The sequence below is a fragment of the Enterobacter sp. 237C8 genome (assembly GCF_034106865.1).
In the GTDB taxonomy this organism is placed as follows: domain Bacteria; phylum Pseudomonadota; class Gammaproteobacteria; order Enterobacterales; family Enterobacteriaceae; genus Enterobacter; species Enterobacter asburiae_B.
This window is the reverse complement of sequence record NZ_JAWNDF010000001.1, coordinates 671,463-696,079: the sequence shown is the minus strand read 5'-3', so window position 1 is coordinate 696,079 and position 24,617 is coordinate 671,463. Positions and strand designations below refer to the sequence as shown.

20 protein-coding genes are annotated in these 24,617 nt (G+C 55.7%); 10 read left to right on the top strand and 10 right to left on the bottom strand.

The features are described 5' to 3' along the window. Window positions 1-58: 58 nt before the first annotated feature. Window positions 59-511, bottom strand: a complete 453-nt coding sequence (gene matP / locus USF70_RS03295) for a macrodomain Ter protein MatP (protein WP_032658161.1) — start codon at window positions 509-511, stop codon at window positions 59-61. Between the two features lie 186 nt (window positions 512-697). Between matP and USF70_RS03290 the strand changes: the two genes are divergently transcribed. Further along, a complete protein-coding gene (locus tag USF70_RS03290) occupies window positions 698-2,458 on the top strand; it encodes an AAA family ATPase (protein ID WP_182383273.1) in 1,761 nt (586 codons plus the stop codon). Between the two features lie 68 nt (window positions 2,459-2,526). Beyond that, window positions 2,527-3,045 carry a 3-hydroxyacyl-[acyl-carrier-protein] dehydratase FabA gene (fabA, locus tag USF70_RS03285; RefSeq protein ID WP_008499931.1) on the top strand — a complete coding sequence of 173 codons (519 nt, stop codon included), beginning with the start codon at window positions 2,527-2,529 and terminating at the stop codon, window positions 3,043-3,045. A 71-nt stretch (window positions 3,046-3,116) separates the two neighbouring features. On the opposite strand, the gene rmf is transcribed toward fabA, so the two are convergent. The 6 genes from rmf to rlmKL all read right to left on the bottom strand — a co-directional run bounded on the left by rmf (window position 3,117) and on the right by rlmKL (window position 11,043). Further along, complete coding sequence (gene rmf / locus USF70_RS03280; RefSeq protein ID WP_013097261.1) at window positions 3,117-3,284, bottom strand: ribosome modulation factor; 168 nt, start codon at window positions 3,282-3,284, stop codon at window positions 3,117-3,119. 255 nt (window positions 3,285-3,539) lie between these two features. Then, window positions 3,540-4,106, bottom strand: a complete 567-nt coding sequence (gene pqiC / locus USF70_RS03275) for a membrane integrity-associated transporter subunit PqiC (protein ID WP_033145118.1) — start codon at window positions 4,104-4,106, stop codon at window positions 3,540-3,542. Next, on the bottom strand, window positions 4,103-5,743 hold the full coding sequence (gene pqiB, locus USF70_RS03270; protein ID WP_033145117.1) for an intermembrane transport protein PqiB: 1,641 nt from the start codon (window positions 5,741-5,743) through the stop codon (window positions 4,103-4,105). The genes pqiC and pqiB overlap by 4 nt, the downstream gene beginning before the upstream one ends. Window positions 5,744-5,747: 4 nt before the next feature. Next, window positions 5,748-7,001 (bottom strand): membrane integrity-associated transporter subunit PqiA, encoded by a 1,254-nt coding sequence (pqiA, locus tag USF70_RS03265; protein ID WP_023311024.1) that lies wholly within the window; start codon window positions 6,999-7,001, stop codon window positions 5,748-5,750. Window positions 7,002-7,014: 13 nt separating this feature from the next. Next, the gene (locus USF70_RS03260) at window positions 7,015-8,922 is read right to left on the bottom strand and encodes an ABC transporter ATP-binding protein (RefSeq protein ID WP_033145115.1); all 1,908 of its coding nucleotides are present in this window, start codon (window positions 8,920-8,922) and stop codon (window positions 7,015-7,017) included. 12 nt (window positions 8,923-8,934) lie between these two features. After that, window positions 8,935-11,043 (bottom strand): bifunctional 23S rRNA (guanine(2069)-N(7))-methyltransferase RlmK/23S rRNA (guanine(2445)-N(2))-methyltransferase RlmL, encoded by a 2,109-nt coding sequence (gene rlmKL, locus USF70_RS03255; RefSeq protein ID WP_320735267.1) that lies wholly within the window; start codon window positions 11,041-11,043, stop codon window positions 8,935-8,937. A 98-nt stretch (window positions 11,044-11,141) separates the two neighbouring features. Here rlmKL and USF70_RS03250 point away from each other — a divergent pair, with 98 nt between their 5' ends. Then, a complete protein-coding gene (locus USF70_RS03250) occupies window positions 11,142-12,251 on the top strand; it encodes a YcbX family protein (RefSeq protein ID WP_320735266.1) in 1,110 nt (369 codons plus the stop codon). Here USF70_RS03250 and zapC read toward each other — a convergent pair. Together zapC and pyrD are read right to left on the bottom strand one after the other, a co-directional pair. Further along, on the bottom strand, window positions 12,248-12,790 hold the full coding sequence (gene zapC, locus USF70_RS03245; RefSeq protein ID WP_023311020.1) for a cell division protein ZapC: 543 nt from the start codon (window positions 12,788-12,790) through the stop codon (window positions 12,248-12,250). The two genes, USF70_RS03250 and zapC, sit on opposite strands and share 4 nt — an antisense overlap. Before the next feature lie 165 nt (window positions 12,791-12,955). Next, window positions 12,956-13,966 carry a quinone-dependent dihydroorotate dehydrogenase gene (gene pyrD / locus USF70_RS03240; protein ID WP_023311019.1) on the bottom strand — a complete coding sequence of 337 codons (1,011 nt, stop codon included), beginning with the start codon at window positions 13,964-13,966 and terminating at the stop codon, window positions 12,956-12,958. Between the two features lie 248 nt (window positions 13,967-14,214). On the opposite strand from pyrD, the gene ssuE reads away from it, so the two are divergent. From ssuE to ssuB, 5 genes are read left to right on the top strand one after another with little or no spacing between them, the layout of a single operon-like run. Beyond that, window positions 14,215-14,790 (top strand): NADPH-dependent FMN reductase, encoded by a 576-nt coding sequence (ssuE, locus tag USF70_RS03235; protein WP_023335146.1) that lies wholly within the window; start codon window positions 14,215-14,217, stop codon window positions 14,788-14,790. Next, on the top strand, window positions 14,783-15,745 hold the full coding sequence (locus tag USF70_RS03230) for a sulfonate ABC transporter substrate-binding protein (protein WP_033145112.1): 963 nt from the start codon (window positions 14,783-14,785) through the stop codon (window positions 15,743-15,745). The genes ssuE and USF70_RS03230 overlap by 8 nt, the downstream gene beginning before the upstream one ends. Then, window positions 15,742-16,887, top strand: coding sequence for an FMNH2-dependent alkanesulfonate monooxygenase (gene ssuD, locus USF70_RS03225; RefSeq protein WP_210867292.1), 1,146 nt, complete (start codon window positions 15,742-15,744; stop codon window positions 16,885-16,887). The genes USF70_RS03230 and ssuD overlap by 4 nt, the downstream gene beginning before the upstream one ends. A gap of 9 nt (window positions 16,888-16,896) precedes the next feature. Beyond that, the gene (ssuC, locus tag USF70_RS03220; protein WP_023311016.1) at window positions 16,897-17,688 is read left to right on the top strand and encodes an aliphatic sulfonate ABC transporter permease SsuC; all 792 of its coding nucleotides are present in this window, start codon (window positions 16,897-16,899) and stop codon (window positions 17,686-17,688) included. Further along, window positions 17,685-18,455: an aliphatic sulfonates ABC transporter ATP-binding protein gene (gene ssuB / locus USF70_RS03215; RefSeq protein WP_032658179.1), complete on the top strand. Its 771-nt coding sequence runs from the start codon at window positions 17,685-17,687 to the stop codon at window positions 18,453-18,455. The genes ssuC and ssuB overlap by 4 nt, the downstream gene beginning before the upstream one ends. A gap of 96 nt (window positions 18,456-18,551) precedes the next feature. On the opposite strand, the gene pepN is transcribed toward ssuB, so the two are convergent. Next, entirely contained in the window at window positions 18,552-21,164 is a 2,613-nt protein-coding gene (gene pepN / locus USF70_RS03210) for an aminopeptidase N (protein ID WP_320735265.1), read from the bottom strand. 254 nt (window positions 21,165-21,418) lie between these two features. Between pepN and pncB the strand changes: the two genes are divergently transcribed. Beyond that, window positions 21,419-22,621: a nicotinate phosphoribosyltransferase gene (pncB, locus tag USF70_RS03205; protein ID WP_033145108.1), complete on the top strand. Its 1,203-nt coding sequence runs from the start codon at window positions 21,419-21,421 to the stop codon at window positions 22,619-22,621. A 166-nt stretch (window positions 22,622-22,787) separates the two neighbouring features. Further along, window positions 22,788-24,188, top strand: a complete 1,401-nt coding sequence (gene asnS, locus USF70_RS03200) for an asparagine--tRNA ligase (protein ID WP_033145107.1) — start codon at window positions 22,788-22,790, stop codon at window positions 24,186-24,188. Window positions 24,189-24,617: the final 429 nt, after the last annotated feature.

The following is a 24,617-nucleotide window of genomic DNA, read 5'->3' as shown; positions in this document are numbered from 1 at the left end:
CGTCTTATAAAAAAACCCCGCCATGCGGGGTTTTTTATTGTCTGAAGAAAAGAAAAATCTATTTTTTACCCAACAGAGCCTGAAGGTCGTTCTTCAGCGTCGACATCTGGTTGGCGTACTTCTCTTTATGTTCGGCATCCTCAATCAGCTGCACGATGGTTTCCGACAGCGTTTTGCCCCGTCGTTGTGCCAGCCCAGCCAGGCGTTGCCAGACAACGAACTCCAGGTCGATTGATTTTTTGCGAGTGTGCTGATGCTCAGCATTAAAATGCCGTTTGCGTCGCGCGCGGATAGTTTGCTTCATCCGGTTTAACAACGCGGGATTGATGTGTTTCTCGATCCAGCCGTTAACCTGTACCGGTTCATTTTCGAGGGTCAGCAAAATATCCACGGCTTCTTGCGCAGCGCTGGCTTCGACGTAGCAGGTGATCAGCTCCCCTTCACGGTGCTTTTTGACCAGGTACTTCCATTTCCAGCCGCTTTCGAGATTTTCCAGTTGTTGATATTTCATTGCGATCTCAGTGTTACCACGTAACTCTGTTCAGAATATCAGTTTTTTAGCAATCTGCTGAAAAGAAATCATATCCTGTGAGTGAATGCAGCCAATCGCCCTGTCGAAATCCCCAATCCTGCTTGGGTACAGCCCCCCGCTTACGGTATACTCCACGCTTTTACATCTGACTAAAAAACATCAACTTTGACCATTACGAAACTTGCATGGCGTGACCTTGTTCCGGATACCGAAAGTTACCAGGAACTGTTTGCACAGCCCGAACTCGCAAAAGAACACGAATTCATCCTTAGCGATACGCAGCCTCGTTTGCATTATGCGCTGGAGCAGGTGTTAAGCCCATGGGCAACAGCGCCCTTCATGCTGCTCAAGGCCCCGGAAGAAGCGGAATACCTGACGCTGCTCGGTGATGCCGTGCGCCAGCTGAAGCCGGAAGCGAACGCAGTTTTTGGCGGCCAGTATCGTATTGCGGGACATGATGTCACTTTCGAACCAACGGCGCAGACCGATGGCCGTTTTGCCGTTAAAGGCGAAGTGATTACCGCTAACTGGGTCGAGGCGGAACAACTCTTTGGTTGTCTGCGCCAGTTTAACGGCGAACTTTCGCTGCAGCCGGGGCTGGTTCATCGCGCAAATGGCGGTGTTCTCATCATCTCACTGCGTACCCTGCTCTCGCAGCCGCTGCTGTGGATGCGTCTGAAAACTATCGTCAACCAGCAGCGTTTCGACTGGGTCGGCTACGACGAGTCTCGTCCTCTGCCTGTCTCTGTTCCGTCTATGCCGCTGTCGCTGACCGTCGTGCTGACAGGCGACCGCGAATCGCTGGCGGATTTCCAGGAAATGGAGCCAGAACTCGCTGAGCAGGCGGTGTATAGCGAATACGAAGACAACATCCAGATTGCTGACGCCGACGATATGGCGGAGTGGTGCCAGTGGGTGATGGCCGTTGCTGAGCGTTTTGCGCTGCCAACCCCTGCGGCTGACGCGTGGCCGGGCTTAATCCGCGAAGCGGTACGTTACACCGGAGACCAAGAAACGCTGCCGCTTTGCCCGCTCTGGATCGGCAAACAGCTGCGTGAAGTGGGTGTGATTAGCGGTAACGGGACGTTCACCGGAGAACAGCTCACTCAGATGCTGGCTCAGCGTGAGTGGCGAGAAGGCTATCTTGCCGACCGTATGCAGGATGAAATTCTGCTGGAACAAATTCTGGTGGAAACCGAAGGCGAACGCGTCGGGCAAATCAACGCCCTGTCGGTGATTGAATTTCCTGGCCATCCGCGCGCATTCGGGGAACCGTCCCGTATCAGCTGCGTTGTGCACATTGGCGATGGCGAGTTCACCGATATTGAACGAAAAGCCGAGCTGGGCGGCAACATTCACGCGAAAGGCATGATGATCATGCAGGCGTTTTTGATGTCAGAGCTGCAGCTTGAGCAACAGATCCCCTTCTCCGCCTCGCTGACGTTTGAGCAGTCCTACAGCGAAGTGGATGGCGATAGCGCCTCTATGGCCGAGCTGTGCGCCTTAATCAGCGCCCTGGCGGAAGTGCCCATCAATCAGAACATCGCGATCACCGGTTCGGTGGACCAGTTCGGTCGTGCCCAGCCAGTGGGAGGCCTCAACGAGAAAATTGAAGGCTTCTTCTCTATCTGTCAGCAGCGCGGTTTAAACGGCAAACAGGGGGTGATTATTCCTGCTCCCAACGCACGCCATTTGAGCCTCAGTCAGGATATTCTGGATGCGGTTGAGCAAGAGCAATTCGCCATCTGGGCCATCGAAGGGATTGAGGATGCGCTACCCTTACTGACAAATCTGGTTTGGGATGGCGAAGGGCAAACTACCCTGATGCAGACTATCCAGGAGCGCATAGCTCAGGCGACACAGCAGGATGCTCGTCATCGTTATCCATGGCCGTTACGCTGGCTGGGCTGGTTTAGTTCGAACTGATCGGACTTGTTCAGCGTACACGTGTTAGCTATCCTGCGTCCTTCACTAAAATAAGGCTTACTGAGAACATGGTAGATAAACGCGAATCCTATACAAAAGAAGATCTTCTTGCCTCTGGTCGCGGTGAACTGTTTGGCGCTAAAGGCCCACAGTTACCGGCCCCGAACATGCTGATGATGGACCGTGTCGTGAAAATGACCGAAACCGGCGGCAACTTCGATAAGGGTTACGTAGAAGCAGAACTCGATATCAACCCGGACCTGTGGTTCTTCGGTTGCCACTTTATTGGCGATCCGGTAATGCCTGGCTGTCTGGGCCTGGATGCCATGTGGCAGCTGGTTGGCTTCTATCTGGGCTGGCTGGGCGGCGAAGGTAAAGGTCGCGCGCTGGGCGTGGGCGAAGTAAAATTCACTGGCCAGGTTCTGCCTACAGCGAAGAAAGTGACCTATCGTATTCACTTCAAGCGCATCGTAAACCGCCGCCTGATTATGGGCCTGGCAGATGGCGAAGTGCTGGTCGACGGTCGTCTGATCTATAGCGCAAGCGACCTGAAAGTTGGCCTGTTCCAGGACACATCAGCTTTCTGATCGTGCTTTTCGCACCTCCAGAAAGGCGAAACCTCCGCATTGCGGAGGTTTCTTTTTTGAAAGAGACGTTATCAGGCTATGAGTGCCCTGTCGCCGATGGCTTCTCGCCAGCCTCCAAGCCATTGTGACCTTTGATTTATCGTCTGATAAGGACACATTTCTTTAGAACGTCCAGCGATGCCGGCCTGATAACCACGTTGATGAGCCCGTTCCAGGCGATCTCGTTTCTGTCTCTTCATGCCTCGTTTCCCTCATTCTTTTGTCTGGTGGAAAGAAAACAGTGTCTGCACTCAATGCACAGACACAGATAACGAATACCCCGAATTAGTCGCATCGTCAATGTTCAAAATTCATACGGGTGTCATATTTGTGAGCTAGCCGGAAGTTCATTTGTACAAAAATTGTGACGTGGCACAAGTAACAATCTGAAGTGAAAACGAAAAAAAACCGCAATCAGCGACAGTCCAACTGCGGTTTTTGATGATGAATTTTACTTATGGCAGACGGGAAATTTCTCTCGCGATGCTGGCCGACTCCTGTGCCCAACCCTGAGCCAGGACTTTTACCATTTCGTCATAGCCATCTTTCTGCTGCTTCAGCTCCAGATGGAAAGGACGCTTAATCAGCTGCCCCTGATGGTTCAGCAACCACTCCCCGCTGATCACCACCGCACCGTCATAACGGCCGTGGAAGCCCGTTACCGTGACGTTAAGCGTATCCTGGTCGTTACCCAGCGGCTGCGACGCGACAACCCAGCCCGGAAGCTGGCTGCCCAGATTGGCCACCAGCGTGTTGCGCAGCTGCTGATCCAGCGGGCTGGCCCACAGGTTGTTCGTCGCAATCACGTATTTAACGTCGCTGGTCTGATAGACCACGCCGTTTCCTGCCAGATAATCCGGCACGGCAACCTGCTCAACCCACAACTGGCGGTTTCCCTGGCTGGCCGTGCTTTGTCCACCGCTGTGGGTAGACACAGGCAGCTGATAGTAGCTTTTATTATCTACCCCTGAACTGCACGCCGTTAACAGCAGAGCGCCAACCATCAATAGCCACTTTTTCATTCTTTTGCCCTCTTCGGCTCAGGATCCTTTTTATCTTTCGCTTCGAACACCAGCGCATTGCTCTTCTCGTTGAGCGTTTTCAGCACCGGCTGCAGTTCACGCAAGACCTGATCAAGACGCTGCATATCTGCCACCATCTTGTTGTACGCCGCTGAACCCGGCTGGAAGCCCTGCATACTGCGGTTCAGCTCACGCAGCGTTTTCTGCATATCCTGCGGCAGCTGCTGCATGCTCTGGCTCGCAGTGATCTTGTTGATGTTATCCAGCGTGGTTTGCAGGCGACGCATCGTTGCCTGGCTTTCGCTCAGCGAGTTCGTCGCCGCTTCAATCATCGGATTCAGTGGCAGATTGTTGATCTTATCCAGCGTTTCCATCAGACGCTGCTGGATCTGAGCCAGACCGCTGCTCACCGTTGGGATGATCTTGTAGCCACCAAATTCACGAATACCGGTAATCGGCGGTGCTTTCGGGTAGAAGTCCATATCCACATACAGCGCACCGGTCACCAGATTACCCGTCTTCAAGGAACCTCGCAGACCACGGTCCATCAGTTGACTGATATGGGTGGCAATATCCTGATTCTCGCCAATCTGGTTAAGCAGACGTTCCGGCTCGATGCGGATCAGTACCGGAATGCGGTAATCATCGTCAAGCATCTGGCTCAGGCCCGGAACAAAGAACGGAACTTGCCCAACTGTACCAAGACGAATACCACGGAACTCAACGGGCGCGCCCGGCTGCAGGCCGCGGACGGAATCTTTGAAGAACATCAGGAAGTCGATGTGATCGGTATAAAGCGCGTCCTGAATGCTTCGCTGATCGTCAAAGAGTCTGAACGCCGTTTTCTCGGCAACCGGCTGCCCCAGATCCTGCCCTTCCGGCACATCAAAGCTCACCCCGCCGCCAAACAGCGTGGTTAAGGAACCCATTTCTACGCGCATCCCCGCCGACGTAAGATCGACCGCGATCCCGCTGTCCTTCCAGAAGCGAACGTTGCTGGTCACCAGACGATCGTTTGGCGCATTGATGAACAGCTGATAGCTGATGGTACGCTTTTGCGCATCGAAGGTGCTGGTTTCAACGGAACCGACGCGGTAGCCGCGGAACAGTACTGGATCACCCGCCGTAAGCTGGCCCGCTTTTTTGCTGTCGAGGATCACGCGGATACCCTTGGCATCAGGCGGCGCAAGCGGCGGTGAGTCGAGAAGCTGATATTGCCCAGGCTGGCTGCCCTTCGTGCCGGGCTGCAGTTCAATGTAGGCTCCAGAGAGCAGCGTCCCTAAGCCGCTGATCCCTTCGCGCCCCACCTGCGGTTTAACCACCCAGAAAACGGAATCGCCGTGCAGCAGTTTTTCCATGCCGGCATTAAGGCGCGCCTTAATCTCCACATGGGTTAAATCGTCGGTCAGGGTTGCGCTTTCGACCACGCCCACGTCCACGCTACGGCTTTTGATGGTCGTTTTACCGCCCTCAATCCCCTCGGCATTGGTGGTTATCAGCGTGACTTCCGGTCCCTGATGGCTGTAATGATAAAACAGGATCCATGCACCGATCAGCGCGGTCACGATGGGGAAAATCCACACCGGCGACCAGTTTTTGACCTTCTGCACTTTCGCCTCTCCACTCTTATTTTCCATGCTCTTACTCTTCCTCATGGCTTGATTCAGGCTCACGATCCCACGATAAACGAGGGTCGAAGGTCATGGCCGCAAACATGGTCATAATCACGACCAGTGCAAACATTAAAGCCCCCATCGCGGGATAAATACTCATCAAACCGCCCATCCGCACCAGTGCAGAGAGAACGGCGATGACAAACACGTCAATCATTGACCAGCGTCCGACAAACTCGACCACTTCATAAATCAGGTGCATGCGTTCGCTGTCGCGTTTTCCATGACCCTTCGCATCCCAACAGAGCCAGGCGATGGCGATCATTTTTAAGGTTGGCACCATAATACTGGCGATAAAGATCACGCCGGCGACAGGATAGGAACCTTCGCCCCACAGCAGGATCACGCCGGCGAGGATCGTCGAGGGCATTTTATCGCCGAGCAAATCGGTGATCATGATCGGTAGAATATTGGCTGGCAGATACAACATGATGGAGGTGACCAGCAGGGCCATCGTCCACTGAAGGCTATTTTTACGGCGTACGTGACCTTTCGTTTCGCAGCGCGGACAAACGTCGAGATCGGCGGGCAGCACGGCGGTACAGCACGGACAGGAACGCAGCCCCTGACGAATGCCGGGCACGCCGACTTTTACCGTCTGCGCAAGCGTCGGTGCCGGGGCGATATCATCCCACGCCCAGCGTCTGTCCACGCACTGGAAAGCACGCAGCTGCAGGACACAGTACAGGCACCACGGAATAAAGCTGCTGCCGATCCCCACGTCGCCGTACGCCATGAGCTTCACGAAACTGACCAGAATGCCCGCCAGAAAGATCTCGGCCATGCCCCAGCTTTTAAGCTGAAAAAGGATACGCGCCAGCCGGATTTTCAATGATGAGGGCATCCTGACGCGGTTGACCAGCAAAAGGATAACGACCAGGCAAAAAGCCGGGACTATCTGGACAAACAGGAGAAAAAAGGTGCCGAGGCTGGCGTAATCTTCCGAGAACATCACGCCCGGGATTTCAAGCAGATCGACCTGGCTGGTTATCCCTCCCACCTTCATATAGATGAAGGGGAAGAGATTGGAGAGCAGCAGCATGAACAATGCTGCCAGAGCGTAAGCAGTGGGACGCTGCCGCGGCGCGTCCCACTCGGTTGTCAACGTTGCGCCGCAACGTGGACACAGGGCTTTATGTCCGTGACCAAGCTCTGGCAACGCCACGAGCATATCGCATTGCGAGCATAAAATATGCCTGTCGGCATGGTGCTGGTCACACATATGTTATCCCTGTCTATGCGCCGTTTTTCAGAGACTCAAGGTACTCCCAGCGCTCAAATGCTTCTTCCAGGGCTTTTTCAGCCGCGGACAGTTCAGCCAGTACTTTCTGAGTATAGTCATGCGATTGGGTAAAGAATGACGCATCAGCGACCTGTTTTTGCAGATCCTCAAGCGCGGCCTCCAGCTCTTCAAGACGCTGCGGTAGCCCCTCCAGTTCGCGCTGCAGGTTATAGCTTAGTTTAGCCGAGGTTTTCTTGACAGTTTCTGCTTTTGTTACAGCAGGTTCTGAACTTATTTTGGACTTTGACTGTTTCTGCGCCAGAGACTGCGATTGCTGCCCTTTTGCATCGTGATAACCGCCTACGTATTGTCCAATTCGCCCCTCACCTTCGAAGATCCAGCACTCGGTTACGGTGTTATCCACAAACTGACGATCGTGGCTAACCAGCATCACGGTCCCCTGATAACCGTCAATCAGTTCTTCGAGCAATTCCAGCGTTTCGACATCCAGGTCGTTCGTTGGTTCATCGAGAATCAACAGGTTACTTGGTTTCAGGAACAGACGCGCCAGCAGCAGACGATTACGCTCTCCGCCAGATAACGCACGGACTGGGGTCATCGCACGTTTCGGATGGAACAGGAAGTCCTGCAGATAGCCCAGCACGTGGCGCGGTTTGCCGTTTACCATTACCTCTTGCTTGCCTTCGGCGAGGTTATCCATCACCGTGCGGTCCGGATCCAGCTCCGCGCGGTGCTGGTCGAAGTAGGCCACTTCCAGCTTAGTCCCACAGTGAATGCGGCCGCTGTCGGCCTGCAGCTGGCCCAGCATCAGCTTCAGCAGCGTGGTTTTACCGCAGCCGTTCGGGCCGATAAGCGCAATTTTGTCGCCGCGCTGCACCTGGGCGGAGAAATCTTTCACCAGCACTTTGCCATCAACCTGATAGTTGACGTTTTCCATTTCGAAGACAATCTTGCCGGAACGGGACGCTTCTTCCACCTGCATTTTGGCGCTACCCATCACTTCACGGCGTTCGCTGCGCTCACGGCGCATTGCCTTCAGAGCGCGCACGCGGCCTTCGTTACGGGTACGGCGGGCCTTGATGCCCTGGCGGATCCACACCTCTTCCTGCGCCAGCTTGCGGTCGAACTCCGCATTCTGCAGCTCTTCCACGCGCAGGTTTTCTTCTTTCTCCAGCAGATAGGTGTCGTAATCGCCAGGATAGGTGACCAGCTTGCCGCGGTCGAGATCGACAATACGCGTCGCCATGTTGCGAATAAACGAACGGTCGTGCGAGATAAAGATGATGGTGCCGCTGAAGGTTTTCAGGAAGCCTTCCAGCCAGTCAATCGCTTCGATATCCAGGTGGTTCGTCGGTTCGTCCAGCAGCAGCACCTTCGGCCCGCTGACCAGCGCGCGGCCCAGGGCCGCTTTACGCAGCCAGCCGCCGGAGAGCGCCGACAGCTCCATGTCCGCTTCCAGACCAAGCTGGGCCAGAACCTCGTTAATGCGGTTTTCAAGCTGCCACAGACCGTGGTGATCGAGCATCTCCTGCACTTTCGCCAGTTCGTTGAGGTTCTTGTCGCTCGGGTCGGTCATCACCAGATGCGAAATCTCGTGATAGCGCTTCAGGTATTCGGCCTGCTCAGAAATGCCTTCCGCCACGAAATCGTAAACGCTGCCTGTCACGTGACGAGGCGGGTCCTGCTGGAGGCGGGAGACGATCAGATCCTGCTCGTAAACGATGCGGCCGTCATCCAGCCCCTGTTCACGGTTGAGGATTTTCATCAGCGTGGATTTACCCGCGCCGTTACGGCCCACCAGACAGACGCGCTCGTTATCTTCGATATGCAGCTCTGCATTATCGAGAAGCGGCGAGTCGCTGAAAGAGAGCCACGCGCCGTGCATACTAATTAAAGACATTTATTTTTCCTTTCAGGCCGCGGTAATCAACCAGCAGTTATGAATTTGACGGTTACGGGCAAAGTCCTGAGACAGCGTTTTTTGGCTGATTTCTTGTGCTTTCAGTCCCAGGGCTGCTAAGCCGTCATGATCCATACGGAAGCCGCGTTTGTTGTTCGAGAACATAATGGTACCGCCCTTACGCAGCAGGCGCTTCAGGTCGGTCATCAGGCGCAGGTGATCGCGTTGAACGTCAAAGCTATCCTCCATGCGCTTGGAGTTGGAGAAGGTCGGCGGATCGATAAAGATCAGGTCGAACTGCTCGTCAGTATCACGCAGCCAGCCCAGCACGTCGGCCTGCATCAGACGATGCTGACGTCCGGTCAGCCCGTTAAGACGCAGGTTGCGCTCCGCCCACTCCAGATAGGTGCGGGACATATCCACCGTGGTGGTGCTTCGCGCGCCGCCCAGACCCGCATGCACGCTCGCGCTGCCGGTATAGGAGAACAGGTTGAGGAAATCTTTGCCCTTGCTCATCTGGCCCAGCATGCGACGGGCGATACGGTGGTCGAGGAACAGGCCGGTATCCAGATAGTCTGTCAGGTTCACCCACAGGCGAGCGTTGTATTCGCCCACTTCGATGAAGTCGCCCTTCTCGCCCATCTTCTGGTACTGATTTTTCCCTTTCTGACGCTCGCGCGTTTTCAGCACCAGCTTGTTCGGCGCAATGCCGAGCACGGCGATGGTGGCCGCGATAACGTCCAGCATGCGCTGACGCGCTTTTTGCGCATCAATGGTTTTCGGTGGCGCATATTCTTGGATCACCACCCAGTCCGCGTAGCGGTCAACCGCCACGTTGTACTCCGGCAGGTCGGCGTCGTACAGGCGGTAGCATTCAATCCCTTCCTGCTTCGCCCACTTTTCATATTTTTTCAGGTTCTTGCGCAGGCGGTTGGCGTAATCTTCCGCCACGCTGGATGGCTTGCTGTCCGCCGCTTTCTCCGCCAGATGGTAGTTTTTCTGCACGCAGTCCAGCGGGCCGTTTTTCGCTTTAAACTGGCGATCGGCACGCAGCTGCAGACAGCTCAGCAGCTCCGGCGAGGCGCTAAACAGCGACAGGTTCCAGCCGCCGAAGTAGTCCTTCATATTGCGGCCCAGCAGGCTGTGCAGGGCAATCAGCGCCGGCTCGCTGTCCAGACGCTCGCCGTATGGCGGGTTGCTGATCACGGTACCGTACGGACCTTTTGGCAGCGGGTTGGTCAGATTCGCCACGTCTTTCACCTCGAAGGTGACCAGCTCGCCGATACCGGCGCGACGGGCGTTGCTGCGCGCGCGTTCGATTACGCGCGGGTCGCTGTCCGAACCGTAGAAGTGGGAGGTGTACTCCGCCAGACCTTTACGCGCGCGGGTTTGCGCGTCATCTTTGACCTCTTTCCAGAGCGCTTCGTCGTGCTGGGCCCAGCCTTTAAAGCCCCAGTGACCGCGATGCAGGCCCGGCGCGCGGTCGGTTGCCAGCATGGCCGCTTCAATCAGCAACGTACCGGAACCACACATCGGATCGAGCAGCGGCGTGCCCGGCTGCCAGCCGGAGCGCATCACAATAGCGGCAGCCAGGGTTTCTTTAATTGGCGCCATACCGGTACGATCGCGGTAGCCGCGCAGGTGCAGGCCCGCGCCGCTCAGATCGAGAGAAATACTCGCCGTGTCGCCGTTGAGCCAGACGTTAATACGCAGATCCGGATTTTCGCGATCGACGTTCGGACGTTCCTTATTTTTACGCGTAAAGCAGTCCACAATGGCGTCTTTTACGCGCAGGGCACCGTACTGGCTGTTGCGGATCTCGTCGTTCACGCCGTTGAAATGCACCGCAAAGGTGGCATTGGGCGTGAAGATCTCTGTCCAGTCGATCATCTGTACGCCGGTATAGAGGTCCAGGTCGCTATAGACCTTGCACTCCTTCATCGGCAGCATGATGCGCGACGCCAGACGGCTCCACATCAGGCTCTGGTAAATAAGCCGCGTGTCGCCCTCAAAATGGACACCACCCTGAACCACCTGACACTCTTGCGCGCCCAGGCTTTCCAGTTCAGTTTTTAACAGCTCTTCCAGCCCACGGGCCGTACTGGCAAACAGAGAATTCATATCGTCACTTTTACTCTTAGAAAATTGTCGCGCATTATAGCTAATATGGCGTGTATGTCATAAAGTTGAAGGCTTATTTTCATTTGTGGGAGTGTGCAGTGGCGACGTTATCCAGGCTTTTTATTCATCCGGTGAAATCCATGCGCGGCATCGGCGTCTCTCACGCGCTGGCCGACATGAGCGGATTCGCCTTCGATCGTATTTTTATGGTCACCGAGCCTGACGGCACGTTCATTACCGCACGCCAGTTCCCGCAGATGGTTCGCTTTACCCCTTCCCCGCTTCATGACGGTTTGCACCTTACCGCGCCGGACGGTTCCAGCGCAGTCATTCGCTTTGCTGATTTTGCGCCTGTCGATGCGCCAACGGAAGTGTGGGGCAATCATTTTACCGCGCGAATCGCCCCGGATGAGATTAACCGCTGGCTGAGCGGTTTCTTCTCCCGCGACGTGCAGCTGCGCTGGGTAGGTCCTGAACCGACGCGTCGCGTGAAGCGCCACGACGCCGTTCCCCTCTCCTTCGCCGATGGTTTCCCGTTCCTGCTGACTAACGAAGCCTCGCTGCGTGATTTACAAGGCCGCTGCAAGGCCAGCGTTCAGATGGAACAGTTCCGTCCGAACCTGGTGGTTACGGGTGCCGACGCCTGGGAAGAAGACACCTGGAAAGTGATCCGCATCGGCAGCGTCATCTTTGATGTCGTAAAACCCTGCAGCCGCTGCATTTTCACCACGGTGAGCCCTGAGAAAGGCCAGAAGCACCCTTCCGGCGAACCGCTGAAGACGCTGCAGTCGTTCCGCACCGCACAGGATAACGGCGATGTGGATTTCGGCCAGAACCTGATCCCGCGCTCCAGCGGCGCAATCCGCGTCGGTGATGAGGTAGAAATTCTTGCCCGAGGGCCTGCAAAAGCGTACGGCTCAGGTCAGGAAGAAGAAATGCTCGACGTTGTGACGAATGCCGCCTCTGCGGTAGATATTCACTGGCAGGGCAACGTCATCCGTGGCAACAACCAGCAGGTATTACTTGAGCAACTGGAGCAGGCAGGTATTCGCGTACCCTATTCCTGTCGCGCAGGCATTTGCGGATGCTGCCGCATCAGGCTGGTGGATGGAGAGGTCAGTGCGCTGAAAAAATCGGCAATTGGAAATGACGGCACAATTCTGTGCTGTAGCTGCATACCGAAAACGTCCGTACAGCTGGAAGCTTAAACCGCCTGTTCAAGGCTGAAGGAATCTACGCGCAGCTGCGGCTTCAGCCTGTCGTTCATCACTTTAATGGCATCGCCAAGCTGCATCGTCCGCCCGGCAATGGTTACGCCGGGCTGCGCCAGCAGGCAGAGCGCAGCATTTTCGCCTGGCTCAACCACCAGCAGGCTCACCTCTTCTGCGGTATCGCTCAGATTGACGCTGGCCGCGTCACCCGTTGCCGGGGTCCAGCTCATACCATGCGCAAGAAAATGCCAGCTTTTTGGCATTTGCGGTTTCAGGAAGCGGATAGCCACCAGCGCATTTAATACCAGCTCGGCACGCTGCTCTTTAGAGAGCACCAGATCGCGGCATTTTTCTTCAAAGGAGAAATAAAGCGCCGCATCGTCAACGCAAAAGCCCGACGGGGAAAATGCATCCGGGGTTAACATTCGGCGGGCAAAACGAGAACGAAACAACATGCCATTGGCTAAATCGAGCATCATTCGGTCATGCTCGTCGCAAAAATACCAGCGCCAGTTATCGTCAGGTTTAATTCGCATGTGTCTCTCCCGTCCCCAAACGTCCTGTACTAAAAATGTCCTGTTTGCCGCCTCGTTTATAACACCATTAATAAAAGACTATAATGACTAAATAAGCAACAGTGACGGAATATAAAACAACCAGGGCTGGAAATAAAGCCCTGGTTGTCTGATTAAGAGAAAAGATTAGATATGAGTAACGATTTCTTTAATCAGCGGCGGTCCTTTAAAAATAAAGCCGGAATAGATTTGCACCAGTGACGCACCTGCCGCCATCTTCTCGCGCGCAGCAATCACTGAGTCAATGCCGCCGACGCCAATAATCGGCAGACGTCCTTTTAATTCTGCAGACAGGGCGCGAATAATTTCGGTGCTTTTTAATTGCACCGGACGTCCACTTAACCCACCCGCTTCGTCACAGTTTTTCATTCCCTGCACGAGGGAACGATCGAGAGTGGTATTGGTCGCAATAACACCATCAATATTATGGCGAACCAAACTGTCGGCAACCTGGATCAATTCTTCAGGAGAAAGATCCGGGGCGATCTTAACCGCGACCGGAACATATTTATGGTGGATCGTCTGGAGTTCATTTTGTTTATTTTTAATGGCACTCAGAAGATCGTCCAGCGCTTCGCCATATTGTAAAGAACGCAGACCCGGAGTATTGGGTGAAGAAATATTCACCGCAATATAACCGGCATAGGCGTAGACTTTTTCCATACAAATCAGATAGTCATCTTTACCCTGCTCTACCGGCGTGTCTTTATTTTTACCGATATTGATGCCTAATATTCCGTCAAAATGGGCTTTTTTTACGTTCTCAACCAGGTGATCAACACCGAGGTTATTAAAGCCCATGCGGTTGATCAGCCCTTCGGCTTCAACCAGGCGGAACAGGCGCGGCTTGTCATTTCCCGGCTGCGGGCGCGGCGTGACGGTACCGATTTCAATGGAGCCAAAGCCCATCGCGCCCAGGGCATCAATGCACTCGCCATTTTTGTCCAGACCGGCCGCCAGACCCAGCGGATTTTTAAAGGTCAGACCCATGCACTGCACAGGTTTTTCCGGCACATTCTGACGCACCAGAGCGGCCAGCGGCGTTCCGGTAATACGGCGTAATTGCTGGAATGTAAATTCATGAGCGCGCTCAGGGTCGAGCTGGAAAAGGGCTTTACGAACGAAGGGGTAGTACATGAACTCTCCTGGATTCCCGGTGTGCAAACCGGGAGGGGATTATGGGCGATCCACGCGCGAAAGGGAATTGACCTGCGGCAAAAAATCAGCGTAAAACGCAATCGTTTACCTCCCCGTCTATTTCTTATGCACTTTTTCGCATTTTAATTGCAGATAAATCATTTAATGGAATAACCGCGCGGTGTCACACTCCTGAAAATTGTTATGAATGTTAGATAAAAGCAAACAATTGGTTATAAGGAGGAAGTATGCGCGTCATTACCCTGGCCGGAAGTCCACGATTCCCTTCGCGCTCCAGCGCCCTGCTGGAATATGCCCGCGAAAAACTCAATGCCCTGGATGTGGAAGTGTGCCACTGGAACCTGCATAACTTCGAACCTGAAGATCTGCTCTACGCCCGCTTCGACAGCCCAGCGCTAAAAACGCTCATCGAGCAGCTTAACGGCGCTGACGGCTTAATTGTGGCCACGCCTATTTATAAAGCCTCTTTTTCCGGGGCGCTGAAAACCCTGCTCGATCTGCTTCCGGAACGCGCCCTGGACGGCAAAGTCGTGCTGCCGCTGGCAACGGGCGGTACGGTTGCCCATTTACTGGCCGTGGATTATGCCCTGAAGCCGGTGCTGAACGCGCTGAAAGCGCAGGAGATCCTCCACGGCGTTTTCGCAGATGACTCCCAGGTTATCGATTATCAACATAAACCTCATTTTACGCCGAACCTGCAAACCCGCCTCGATACTGCCCTGGAAACCTTCTGGCATGCCCTGCACCGCCGGGATATCCAGGCCCCGGCGTTTGGTCAGCCTCAAGGAGTCGCACATGTTTAAAACGTTAACCCGCATCGGACTGGCAGGTCTGATGGCGCTTAGCTCGCTGGCCCATGCCGCAGAAGCGGCTCCGGAAAGTTTGCGCATTGGCTATCAGAAAGGCAGCGTCAGCATGGTGCTGGCGAAAAGCCACCAGCTGCTGGAAAAACGCTTCCCGGACACCAAATTCTCCTGGGTGGAATTCCCGGCTGGCCCGCAGATGCTGGAGGCCCTGAACGTCGGCAGTATCGATCTCGGCAGCACGGGTGATATTCCGCCGATATTCGCCCAGGCGGCGGGAGCGGACCTCGTCTATGTTGGCGTTGAGCCGCCCAAACCGAAGGCCGAAGTGATCCTGGTGCCTGAAAACAGCGACATTAAAAGCGTCGCGGACCTCAAAGGGCATAAAGTGGCTTTCCAGAAAGGTTCCAGCTCGCACAATCTGCTGCTGCGTGCCCTGCAGGAAGCCGGGCTCAAGTTCACTGACATTCAGCCCGTTTACCTGACGCCTGCCGACGCCCGCGCCGCGTTCCAGCAGAAGAACGTTGATGCCTGGGCCATCTGGGATCCGTACTACTCCGCCGCATTGCTGCAGGGCGGCGTTCGCGTGCTGAAAGACGGTACCACGCTGAAGCAGACCGGCTCGTTCTATCTGGCCGCGCGTCCTTATGCGGAAAAGAACGGCGCATTTATCCAGGGCGTACTGGATACCTTTACCCAGGCCGATGCGCTGACCCAGACCCAGCGTCAGGAGAGCATTGCCCTGCTGGCGAAAACCATGGGCTTACCTGAGCCGGTGATCGCGAGCTATCTCAACCACCGTCCGCCGACCACCATTACGCCCGTGGACGCGCACGTCGCCGCGCTTCAGCAACAAACGGCTGACCTTTTCTATCAAAACCACCTGGTGCCAAAACAGGTCACTATTCGCGAACGCATCTGGCAGCCCGCAGGCAAAGAAGGAGCTAAATCATGAGTCTGAATCTTTTCTGGTTTTTACCCACCCACGGTGATGGACACTATCTTGGTACAGAAGAGGGCTCGCGCCCGGTTGACCACGGCTACCTGCAGCAGATTGCGCAGGCGGCGGACCGAATCGGTTTCACCGGAGTGCTGATCCCGACCGGACGTTCATGTGAAGATGCCTGGCTGGTCGCCGCGTCGATGATCCCGGTCACCCAGCGTCTGAAGTTCCTGGTTGCCTTACGCCCGAGCGTGGTCTCCCCCACCGTGGCGGCGCGTCAGGCGGCAACGCTGGACAGGCTGTCCAACGGCCGCGCCCTGTTTAACCTGGTGACGGGCAGCGATCCGCAGGAGCTGGCGGGCGATGGGGTGTTCCTCGACCATACCGAGCGCTACGAAGCTTCCGCCGAGTTCACCCGCGTCTGGCGACATCTGCTGGAAGGTGAAACCGTCACCTTTGAAGGCAAGCATATTCACGTTCGTGACGCGAAGCTCTACTTCCCGCCGGTGCAGCAGCCGCGACCGCCGCTCTATTTTGGCGGATCGTCGGACGTAGCCCAGGATCTGGCGGCAGAGCAGGTCGATCTCTATCTGACCTGGGGCGAACCGCCTGAGCTGGTGAAAGAAAAAATTGCCCAGGTACGCGCTAAGGCGGCCGCCCATGGTCGCAAGGTGCGCTTCGGCATTCGCCTGCACGTAATTGTGCGGGAAACCAATGAAGAAGCCTGGCAGGCCGCCGACCGCCTGATCTCCCACCTGGACGATGAGACCATCGCCAGGGCGCAGGCCGCGTTTGCGAAAACCGACTCCGTCGGACAGCACCGAATGGCGTCCCTGCACAACGGCAAGCGCGAGAACCTGGAGATCAGCCCGAACCTGTGGGCGGGCGTTGGCCTGGTGCGCGGCGGTGCGGGCACGGCGCTGGTCGGCGACGGACCGACCGTAGCCGCCCGGATTAATGAATACGCAGACCTGGGTATCGACAGCTTTATTCTCTCCGGTTATCCGCATCTGGAAGAGGCGTACAAGGTGGGCGAGCTGTTATTCCCGCATCTGGATGTCGCCATCCCGGAGATTCCGCAGCCGCAGCGGCTTCAGCTTCAGGGCGAAGCCGTGGCGAACGAGTTTATTCCACGCAAAGCCGCACAGAGCTAAGGAGTGACCATGTCTGCCACCTCCCAAAAATGGCTGCTGCGCGCCGCGCCGTGGTTTTTACCCGTCGGCATTGTGGCTCTCTGGCAGCTCGCGTCGTCCACCGGCTGGCTGTCGAGCCGCATTCTGCCCTCTCCGGAGGGCGTCGTAGAAGCTTTCTGGTCGCTGAGCGTCAGCGGTGAGCTGTGGCAGCATCTGGCGATCAGCTCCTGGCGCGCCGTGATTGGGTTTTCCATCGGCGGCAGCATCGGTCTGGTTCTGGGCCTGATCAGCGGCCTTTCCCGCTGGGGCGAGCGGTTGCTGGATACCTCCATTCAGATGCTGCGCAACGTGCCGCATCTGGCGCTGATCCCGCTGGTTATCCTGTGGTTTGGTATTGATGAGAGCGCCAAGATCTTCCTCGTGGCGCTGGGCACATTGTTCCCGATCTACATCAACACCTGGCACGGCATCCGCAATATCGATCGCGGTCTGGTCGAGATGGCGCGCAGCTACGGCTTGTCCGGTTTTTCTCTCTTTATTCACGTGATCCTGCCTGGCGCCCTGCCCTCCATTATGGTCGGGGTACGTTTTGCGCTCGGTCTGATGTGGCTGACGCTGATTGTGGCGGAGACCATCTCGGCCAACTCAGGCATTGGCTACCTGGCGATGAACGCCCGCGAATTCCTGCAAACGGACGTGGTGGTGGTTGCCATCATTCTGTATGCCCTGCTCGGCAAGCTCGCCGACGTCAGCGCTCAGTGGCTGGAGCGCAGCTGGCTGCGCTGGAACCCGGCCTATACCCTTCAGGAGGCGAAAGCATGAATACTGCACGACTGAACCAGGGAACGCCGTTACTGCTGAACGGCGTGACCAAACGCTACGGCGAAAACACCATTCTTAACGGGCTGGATCTGCATATTCCCGCCGGACAATTTGTGGCCGTTGTCGGGCGCAGCGGCGGCGGCAAGAGTACCCTGCTACGACTTCTGGCCGGGCTGGAAGCCCCCAACGGCGGTGACATTCTGGCAGGAACGACGCCGCTTTCGAATATTCAGGACGATACCCGCATGATGTTTCAGGATGCACGCCTGCTGCCGTGGAAAACGGTTATCGACAATGTCGGGCTCGGTCTTAAGGGCAGCTGGCGGGATGAAGCCCGCCAGGCGCTGGCCGCCGTTGGGCTGGAAAATCGTGCGGGTGAATGGCCTGCCGCCCTCTCGGGCGGGCAGAAGCAGCGCGTGGCGCTGGCGCGGGCGTTGATTCACCGTCCGGGCCTGCTGTTGCTTGATGAACCGCTCGGCGCGCTCGACGCCCTGACGCGGATCGAAATGCAGGATTTGATTGGATCCCTTTGGCAGGCGCACGGCTTTACGGTACTGCTGGTGACGCATGACGTGAGCGAGGCCGTCGCGATGGCTGACCGGGTGCTGTTAATAGAGGACGGGAAAATAGGTCTGGATCTGACGGTGGATCTTCCGCGGCCTCGTCGCGTGGGCTCGGCAAGGCTGGCGGAGCTGGAAGCTGAGGTATTGGATCGGGTGATGAAGCGCGGGGGGACGGAGTTACAGCGAGCCAAGGCTAATGCCTGATGCCCTCACCCCGGCCCTCTCCCACGGGGAGAAAACACTAAAAACGGCAACCGAGGTTGCCGTTCTGCTTTTACCTGCCCACAGGGCAATTTTTTATTACGCTAAGGCCTTAGCAATCTTCTCGTACAGATCGCCAGACAGGTTCTCCAGCCCTTTCAGCTGCTCAAGCGCGGCGCGCATCTTCGCCTGACGCTTCGCATCGTAGCGTTTCAGACGGATCAGCGGCTCAATCAGGCGCGACGCCACCTGCGGGTTACGGCTGTTCAGCTCGGTCAGCATTTCCACCATGAACTGATACCCGCTGCCGTCTTCGGCGTGGAACGCGGCCGGGTTGCTGCTGGCAAACGCGCCAATCAGAGAACGCACGCGGTTTGGGTTGCTCAGGGTAAAGGAGCGATGCTTCAGCAGGCTGCGCACGTTGCTGAGCGCATCGGCCGCCGGGCTGGTCGCCTGCAGGATGAACCATTTGTCCATCACCAGGCCATCCTGATGCCACTTGTCATCGTACTCCTGCATTAACGCATCACGGCACGGCAGTTCAGCGGCAACGCTTGCACCCAGCGCGGCCAGGGCGTCGGTCATGTTATCCGCTTCGTGGTACTGCTTGCTCACCAGGGTGTTCGCCAGCTCGGTTTCACCAAACGCCAGATAGCGCAGGCAGGTATTGCGCAGAGAACGTTTGCCAATGTCCGCGTGCTCAACGCGATAAGCATCAAGCTTGTTGGCGTTATATATAGCCAGGAACTCATCGGCCAGCTCAGCAGCCAGCGTACGGGTCAGCGCTTCACGCACCGCCACGATGGCAATCGGGTCGATGATGTCAAACAGCTCGGCGATTTCAGTCGCTGACGGCAGGGTCAGAATTTCAGCGGCCAGGGCCGGGTCAATCTTCTCATCCAGCAGGATCGCGCGGAACGCGTCAGCCACATGGACAGGCAGCGACAGCGGCTGGCCCTGCTGATGACGGTTTACGTTGAGCTTAATGTAGGTCGCCAGCAGGCTTTGCGCCGCGTCCCAGCGGGAGAAGTCGTTACGCGCGTGACGCATCAGGAACGTCAGCTGCTGATCGCTCCACTTGTATTCCAGCTTCACCGGCGCGGAGAATTCACACAGCAGCGCAGGCACCGGCTGGAAGTAGACGTTATCGAAGATAAAGGTCTGCTCGGCCTGAGTCACGTTCAGCACGTGGTGTACCGGGTGGCCGCCCTTCTGGAGCGGGATGACTTTGCCTTCGTTATCGTACAGCTCAATGCTGAACGGAATATGCAGCGGATATTTCTCTTCCTGCTCCGCCGTCGGCGGCGTGCGCTGGCTGATGGTCAGGGTGTACTGCTCGGTTTCCGGATTGTAATCGTCTTTGACGGTGACAACCGGCGTCCCGGCCTGGCTGTACCAGCGGCGGAAGTGAGAGAGATCGACATTAGAGGCATCTTCCATAGCCTGCACAAAATCGTCGCAGGTGGCCGCGCTGCCGTCATGACGCTCGAAGTACAGCTGCATCCCTTTCTGGAAGTTCTCCTCGCCCAGCAGGGTGTGGATCATGCGGATAATTTCAGCGCCCTTCTCGTAAACCGTCAGGGTGTAGAAGTTGTTCATCTCGATGACTTTATCCGGGCGGATCGGGTGCGCCATTGGGCTGGCATCTTCAGCAAACTGCAGGCCACGCATGGTACGCACGTTGTTGATGCGGTTCACCGCGCGTGAACCCAGATCGGAGCTGAACTCCTGATCGCGGAAGACGGTCAGGCCCTCTTTCAGGCTCAGCTGGAACCAGTCGCGGCAGGTGACGCGGTTACCGGTCCAGTTGTGGAAATATTCGTGGCCGATAACGCGTTCGATATCAAGGTAGTCTTTGTCCGTTGCGGTATCGGTACGCGCCAGCACGTATTTGGAGTTAAAGACGTTAAGGCCTTTGTTCTCCATTGCGCCCATGTTGAAGAAATCGACGGCGACGATCATATAGATGTCGAGGTCATATTCGAGGCCGAAGCGCTCTTCGTCCCACTTCATGGAGTTGATGAGGGAGGTCATCGCCCACGGCGCGCGGTCAAGGTTGCCGCAGTCAACAAACAGCTCCAGCGCCACCTCGCGGCCTGAGCGCGTTTTGAAGGTGTCGCGCAGCACGTCGAAGTCCCCCGCCACCAGCGCAAACAGGTAGCACGGTTTCGGGAAGGGATCCTGCCACTGCACCCAGTGACGGCCATTCTCGAGCTCGCCTTCGCCTACGCGGTTACCGTTAGAGAGCAGGAAGGGATACAGGGTTTTATCGGCGATGATTTTGGTGGTGAAGCGCGCCAGGACGTCCGGACGGTCGAGATACCAGGTTATGTGGCGGAACCCTTCCGCTTCACACTGGGTACAAAGCGCCACGCCCGACTGGTAAAGCCCTTCCAGCGCGGTGTTGGCGGCCGGGCTGATTTCATTCACGATGCGCAGCGTAAACTGTTCCGGCAGGTTGTCGATGACCAGCTGGTTGTTTTCTTCTTTATAGTCTGACCAGGCTTCATCATTAATATGCAGGGAGACCAGCGTCAGGTCTTCACCATCCAGACGCAGCGGCACCGCAGTTGCGCTATGGCGCGTCACCTGGCTCACCGCCGTGACAACGGTTTTTGTGGCATCCAGGTCAAAAGTCAGATCGATTTCGCTAATCTGGTAATCCGGCGCACGGTAGTCGTGGCGGTATTTGGCTTGTGGCTGTTGTGTCATAGAAAACCTTATGCATCGTTTGTCGAGTAACGTTTCAATATATTCCTGTTGCGCAAATCGCGCTATGCAGAATGTTCATCTTTTCAGGGTCAAAACCTTTTTTTGCTACATTTGTATAACACGGGGCACAAAATGCCCTCGACCATAAAACGCGCTTATGTTGTGATCGGGGTTCAATAAATCACTAAACAAGGTATACTCCGGAGTTGTTTATTGTACTAAACGCTCCTGTGAGAGGATGCTACTGCGCACCTATGACTCAATTCGCTTCTCCAGTTCTGCATACGTTGCTGGATACCGACGCGTATAAACTGCATATGCAGCAAGCCGTTTTCCACCATTACTATGACGTTCACGTCGCGGCGGAATTCCGCTGTCGTGGCGACGACTTGCTCGGTATCTACGCAGACGCCATTCGTGAACAGGTCGATGCTATGCAGCATCTGACGCTGCAGGACGAGGAATATCAGTGGCTTTCTGGCCTGCCTTTCTTCAAAGCCGACTACCTGAACTGGCTGCGCGATTTCCGCTATAAGCCGGAGCAGGTCAGCGTGGTTAACGATAACGGCAAGCTGGATATTCGCCTTGAAGGTCCGTGGCGGGAAGTGATCATGTGGGAAGTGCCGCTTCTGGCGGTGATCAGTGAACTGGCTCACCGCTACCGTTCGCCGGAAAAAGGCGTCGAGCAGGCGGTCGCCGCGCTGGAAAATAAACTCGCAGCCTTCTCCACGCTGACCGAAGGGCTGGACTTGTCCCGCTTCCGCCTGATGGACTTTGGCACGCGTCGCCGTTTCTCGCGTGACGTTCAGGAGGCCATCGTTAAACGTCTGCAGCAGGAGCCGTGGTTCGTGGGCACCAGCAACTACGATCTGGCACGCCGCCTCAGCCTGACGCCAATGGGCACCCAGGCACACGAGTGGTTCCAGGCGCATCAGCAGATCAGCCCCGATCTGGCTAACAGCCAGCGCGCGGCGCTGGCCGCATGGCTTGAAGAGTACCCGAATCAGCTCGGAATTGCCCTCACCGACTGTATTACGATGGATGCTTTCCTGCGCGACTTTGGTCCCGAGTTCGCTGAACGTTACCAGGGATTACGGCACGACTCCGGGGATCCGGTTGAATGGGGCGAGAAAGCCATTGCCCATTACGAAAAACTCGGCATTGACCCGATGAGCAAAGTGCTGGTCTTCTCGGATAATCTCGACCTGGCGAAAGCGGTCGACCTCTATCGCCATTTCAATACCCGTGTGAACCTGAGCTTCGGAATTGGTACCCGTCTGACCTGCGATATTCCTCAGGTAAAACCTCTGAATATCGTCATCAAACTGGTGGAATGTAACGGTAAGCCGGTGGCAAAACTCTCCGACAGCCCGGGTAAAACCATCTGCCATGACAAAGCGTTTGTCCGCGCGTTGCGCAAAGCGTTCGACCTCCCCTTGATCAAAAAAGCCAGTTAAGCGCTTACGGGAGCCTTTATGGCTCCCTTCTTATTATTTATTTCTCAATTCTTCTCTTTTGACTGCGAAATTTACTTGTCTGATAGCGGATGGCAGGTAACATAGATATCCCCCCATAAGGGTGGACAAGTGTTTATTTTTTCCGACTATTAACAGAGAGAATATTATGAGCGTTGTGCCTGTAGCCGACGTACTCCAGGGCCGTGTCGCCGTTGACCAGGAAGTCACCGTGCGCGGATGGGTGCGTACCCGCCGAGATTCTAAAGCTGGCATCTCCTTCCTCGCCGTCTATGACGGTTCCTGCTTTGATCCTGTACAGGCCGTCATTAATAATTCTCTGCCCAATTACAATGATGACGTTCTGCGACTGACAACGGGTTGCTCCGTCATTGTTACCGGCGTGGTTGTGGCTTCACCGGGTCAGGGCCAGAGCTTCGAAATTCAGGCCACTGCGATTGAAGTCACCGGCTGGGTTGAAGATCCGGATACCTATCCGATGGCGGCAAAACGCCACAGCATCGAATATCTGCGTGAAGTCGCCCACCTGCGTCCGCGTACCAACCTGATTGGTGCGGTGGCGCGCGTGCGTCATACGCTGGCGCAGGCGCTGCATCGTTTCTTCGATGAGCAGGGTTACTTCTGGGTGTCTACCCCGCTGATCACCGCGTCCGATACGGAAGGTGCCGGTGAGATGTTCCGCGTTTCGACGCTGGACATGGAAAACCTGCCGCGCACGCCTGAAGGTAAAGTGGACTATGACAAAGACTTCTTTGGTAAAGAAGCCTTCCTGACGGTATCTGGTCAGCTCAACGGCGAAACGTACGCCTGTGCGCTGTCAAAGATCTACACCTTTGGCCCAACCTTCCGCGCCGAAAACTCCAACACCAGCCGTCACCTGGCGGAATTCTGGATGCTGGAGCCTGAAGTGGCGTTCGCCAACCTCGACGATGTCGCTGGCCTGGCAGAAGCCATGCTGAAGTATGTGTTCAAAGCGGTGCTGGAAGAGCGTCCTGACGACATGAAATTCTTCGCAGAACGCGTAGACAGCGATGCTGTAGCGCGTCTGGAGCGTTTCGTCTCTGCCGACTTTGCGCAGGTGGACTATACGGACGCGGTGGCGATCCTCGAGAAATGCGGTGAGACGTTCGAGAACCCGGTTTACTGGGGCGTTGACCTGGCATCTGAGCACGAACGCTATCTGGCCGAGAAGCATTTCAAAGCGCCGGTTGTCGTTAAAAACTACCCGAAAGACATTAAGGCCTTCTATATGCGCCTTAACGAAGACGGTAAAACCGTGGCAGCGATGGACGTACTGGCGCCTGGCATTGGTGAAATCATCGGTGGCTCTCAGCGTGAAGAACGTCTTGACGTGCTGGACGCGCGTATGGAAGAGATGGGCCTCAACCCCGCTGACTACAGCTGGTACCGCGATCTGCGCCGTTACGGTACCGTACCGCACGCCGGTTTTGGTCTGGGCTTCGAGCGTCTGATTGCCTACGTTACCGGTGTTCAGAACGTACGAGACGTGATCCCATTCCCACGTACTCCACGTAACGCCAGCTTCTAATCGGTAAAAGACTGAAATGGCCAGCAGATGCTGGCCATTATTTTATTCTGTATTGTCAGTTTTCGTCAGCGCAAAGTCAGCGTCTTTAAACCTTCCCCCCGTCACAACCACTACCTGTTACGTTTTGTTTCCGCGAAATATCCAGCCACAAAAAATAAACCCCATTCTTATTGCGATTATTACACCCTCAAGCGATAGCACAAATTTCGACCAATCCTACAGCCATCCGGAAGGCCTTTTGCAGTCATAAGAAAAAACGAGCCGTTTAAGGTCTGTTTATACGAATCGCCTTTATCTCAATTAATCATAAGGAATTCATATATATAGGATAGCCCTTGCTGTTTAATTCGCCAGGGAGTTCTGAAGTTTGAGATGGTTCACAAAGTTCCCAAAAATACATATTTAGTTACACATATTTTCTTTCGGTTA